2 protein-coding genes are annotated in these 4,311 nt (G+C 60.6%); both read right to left on the bottom strand.

The window, feature by feature from the left end; all coding sequences use genetic code 11:
- Positions 1 to 59: 59 nt before the first annotated feature.
- The gene (locus tag ACT6Y9_RS09030) at positions 60 to 2,180 is read right to left on the bottom strand and encodes an acetate--CoA ligase family protein (RefSeq protein WP_443744288.1); all 2,121 of its coding nucleotides are present in this window, start codon (positions 2,178 to 2,180) and stop codon (positions 60 to 62) included.
- Between the two features lie 241 nt (positions 2,181 to 2,421).
- The gene (locus tag ACT6Y9_RS09025; RefSeq protein WP_443744287.1) at positions 2,422 to 4,014 is read right to left on the bottom strand and encodes an AAA family ATPase; all 1,593 of its coding nucleotides are present in this window, start codon (positions 4,012 to 4,014) and stop codon (positions 2,422 to 2,424) included.
- Positions 4,015 to 4,311 lie beyond the last annotated feature (297 nt).

The raw sequence follows: 4,311 nt of genomic DNA, 5'->3' as shown, positions 1-4,311 counted from the left end.
GCGGGGCCGCTTCTGGGAGTTCGGCCGCGGGGAGGACCGCGGCCGACAGGCTCAGGCGCTTAGAGCTTGAGCACGGCCTCCGGGTCGATGGCGATGCGGGCGTCCACGGCGATCGGCTCGCCGTCGCGGTCCGAGACCATCAGCGGGTTGATGTCGAGCTCCTTGACGAAGCGGTGGCGGGCGGCGAGCTGCGAGATGCGCAGCAGCGTCTCCTCGACCTTGTCCATCTGCGCCGGGGTGAAGCCGCGGGCGCCCTCAAGGAGCTTGACGCACTTGACGGAGTGGATCAGGTCCTTCGCGTCCTGGTCGGTGAGCGGGGCGAGGCGGAAGGCCACGTCCTTCAGAACCTCGACGAAGACGCCGCCGAGACCGAACATCACCATGGGGCCGAACTGCGGGTCGGTGGCGATGCCGGTGACGAGCTCGCGCTTGGACTTCACCATCTCCTGGATGAGGACGCCTTCGAGGCCGTCGAGGAGTCCGCGGGCCTCGAGCTTCGCGACGAGGTCGCGGTACTCGGCGCGCAGCTCCGCTTCATTGGCGATGCCGACGCGCACGCCGCCCACGTCCGTCTTGTGCGACGTGGTCTTCGAGGTCATCTTCATCACGACGGGGTAGCCGGTCGTTTCGGCGATCTTCACAGCCTCGTCTTCGGAGTGCGCCATGCCCGAGCGGCAGATGCGCACGCCGCAGGCGTCGAGGACGTCGAGCGACTCGCGGGTGGTGAGCTCCCTGCGGCCCTCGGCGGCGGCGGCCTTGAAGATCGCGAGGGTGCGCACCTCATCGACGACGAGTTCGGGCACCACGCCTTCGGGGCGGGCGATCCAGAGGCGCTGGTCGTTGAGGCGGCGCAGCGCGTCGGCGGCGTCCTCGGAATACATGTAGAAGGGCACCGTGACCTTCATGTTGGAGAGCGTCGTGAAGAACTCGTTCGTCGTCATGAAGACGCCGACGAGCGGCTTCTCGGGATGCGCTTCACGGATCTCCATGAGCGCCTTGGCGACGTCGATGTCCTTCAGGCCGAGGAACGGCAGGTAGATCACCATCACCATGTCGACGTTCGGGTCCGCGAGCACCGTCTCAACGGTCTTGCGGTAGTGCTCGAGCGGCGCCGAGGCGATCATGTCCACGGGGTTCTTCACCGAGGCGGCGGCCGGCAGGAACTCGCGGAGCTTCGCCTTCGTCTCGTCGGTGATCGGGGCCATCTGCATGCCGTATTCGCAGACGGCGTCGGTCGCCATGATGCCCGGACCGCCGGAATTGGTGACGATCGCGACGCGGTCGCCCTTCGGGATCGGGCAGTTGGAGAAGACCTTCGCGGTGGCGAAGAGGTCGCAGAGCGAGAGTTCGCGGATCACGCCCGACTGCTTCAGGAGGGCGTCGGCGGCGCGGTCGCCGCCCGCGAGCGAGCCTGTGTGCGAGGAGGCGGCCGACGCGCCCGCCGCCGAGCGGCCGGCCTTGAGCGCCACGATGGGCTTCTTCTTGGAGATGCGGGTGGCGAGCCTGCGGAAGTTCTCCGGATTGGGGATCGACTCCATGTAGAGGAGGATCTGCTTCACGTCCGGATCGTTCTCCCAGTACTCGAGCGCGGTCTCGGCGTTCACGTCGGCCTGGTTGCCGATCGAGACGAACTGCGCGAAGCCCACGTTGAGGTCCTTGAGGATGTTGAGGATGCCGCCGCCGAGGGCGCCCGACTGAGAGACGAAGCCGATGTCGCCCGCCACCGGAAGGCTCTCGGCGAAGCACGCGTCAAGGCGCACGTCCGGGTTGGTGTTGACGACGCCGAGGCAGTTCGGGCCCACCATGCGCATGCCGTAGGCGCGCACGCGCTCGAGGAGCGCTTTCTCAAGGGCCGCGCCTTCGGCGCCGGTTTCCTTGAAGCCCGCGGAGATCACGACGAGGCCCTTGATGCCCTTCCTGTGGCAGGCGTCCACCGTGTCGAGCACGAACTTGGCGTTTACGACGAGGACGGCGAGGTCGACGCCGGCGGGGAGCTCGTCCACCGACTTGTAGGCCGTGAGGCCCTCGATTTCACCGCCCTTCGGATTCACCGGGTAGATCCCGCCCTTGTAGCCGTATTCCATGAGGCGCTTCAGGAGGTCCGAACCAATGGTGTGGGGACGGGTGGAGGCGCCGACGACGGCGACGGCACGAGGCTTCAGAATGTGTTCGAGCAGCATGGGTGAGCGATTCCTGTCGAAATGGGGGAAAGAAGCCGCCTTCCCTTCAAGCAGCCGCTGCCCCAAAGCCTCAGCCGGTGGGCGTGTCGGTTCGGGGCGGGGCGCGCAAGGTCGGTGGCGAAGGTGATTTTTGGATTCTATCCGAGAAAACCCGGATGAAATCAAGCGCTTTTTAAGACTATTCCGCCGGGAGTAGGTGAGACGCGAAAAATGAAGAGTTTCCCGGAGCCGGAGCCTTTGTTCACCCGGACGGCTGCTCCTCGTAGAGCGTGAACCTGCGCTCCTCGCCGTTGAACACCAACGCCGCCCGTCTGATGAGCCGCTCCGAGAGACTGTTGCAGCCGTACCGACGGGATTCCATCTGCCGGAGCGCTTCTTCAAGCGCCAGAGGTGCCTGAGCTTCGTGAGCAACAAATTTGATTTCAAACACCCACTGCACGGAACCTACATCTGCTTCGAGGTCGCTTCGCCCAAGCGCGCTGTGCATTTCCACGCGCGTGAGCAGAGCGGCGCCGAGGAGCAGAACATGCAGATAAGCCCGACACGAAGCTTCATCGCGAATAGGATATCGGTTGTAGTCGATGCTTGCAAAAGCCAGGTTGAATAGCTCTGCAATTTCCTCAATGCGGCCTCTTTCAATAATGTGTGGAAGCTTCGCGAACTTCAATCTGGTGACGGGGGTGTTCCTCAATAATTCATCAGAATAAAGAATTGCCATGGCAGTGGCGACTTCTTTGTTTGGGTACCCGAGCTTGAAAATGTTTCCGTCACGTGATTTCAGCGTCAGATAGCCTGTCTGGACCAAAAGGGCATCCTCCTCCATGAACTCATAACTCTGTGAACTCAGGAGACTTTCGATGCTGATGGCCTTGAGCTGATCGTAATATTGCGGATTGCTGAGGGTATGGGAGGTCAGGTAGGAAAGCAATACGGCAGGCTGTCCACCGGAAAGATACCAATAATGTGCAAAGCCTCTTTGAGGGTCTTCAAAAAAGTTGAGTACGGACCAAGGTGCAAAAACATGCTTGGTGCATGTTTCCTCGAAGCAGTAACCGTCGTAGTTTGTCTTGAGTTCTTTGAGGAGCTCCTCTTCGGAGCATCTCATGACGGAAGCACATCTTTTGATGTAGTCGGGGAAATACCGCCGAATTTCATCTTCCGTGTAACCGACCAACTCTCCGTACTCTTTGCGCAACGTCAAATCTTGGAGATTGTTCAGTTCCGAGAATATCGTTGCTCCTTGGAATTTTGTAATTCCGGTGATGAATACAAAGCGAAAGGCTCTGTCCGCAGATTTGATGACGCCGTAAAATTGACTGAGGATGGATTTGACGTCGTCAAATGCTTCCGGACGATTGATGCATGAAGTGAGCGGGGCGTCGTATTCGTCAATGAGAAGGACAATTGGGGCATCGGCAAGCACGAGCAGCCAGTTCCACAGGGCGAACATAAAGCCGTCGCCAAAGACCTCCTCGGCGTTAAACCCGCAGGGACCAAAGCCTCCTGCAAGGTGAAGTTGGAGCTGCCGCGTAAATTCTTCGTGCGAGCGATAGGATTTGAGAATCGAAAAGTCAAGATGCACGACCGGATAAGTGCGGTCTTGCCAGATGGATTCGGCCGCAAGGCCGTGAAAATGCTTGAGACCATCCCGAAAGAGCGAGGCAAAGGTGGAGAGCAGAAGCGACTTCCCGAAGCGGCGTGGACGGGAGAGAAAGAATTGATAGTCCTTTTCTGCAAGACGGCAGACAAGATGGGTCTTGTCGACGTAGACGGCGCCCCGGGTTCGAAGTGTTGCGAAGTCGGAACGGCCAAGAGGAAGAGGTTGAGACGGCATGAGCAAAGGGAGCGATCGTACAGCGGACAGTCTCTTTGTTGTAGGTGTTTGGGCCGGTGCTCGACCGGAGTGCGAAGCAGCATCCCGCGCCGGAAGACTTTCTTGATCGAACTCGGCGCAGGTGGGCGCAACACCCTAAAGCTTAGGCAGTTCCGCCCATAGGCAGGGAGCGGGGTGAGGCCTAGGCTAGCGGCATCATCTCGAAAGGATCATCCGGATTGCTCGGGAGGGGCGCCGAGAGGGCGCATCCCGCCGCGGGCCGGGACAATCATCATGCACATAAAAAAACTCGCCTTC

Origin of the sequence: Sutterella sp., from assembly GCF_052272535.1 — a bacterium.
Classification (GTDB): Bacteria; Pseudomonadota; Gammaproteobacteria; order Burkholderiales; family Burkholderiaceae_F; genus Sutterella.
Note: the sequence above shows the minus strand (reverse complement) of the source record. Positions and strands in the feature narration are given on the sequence as shown.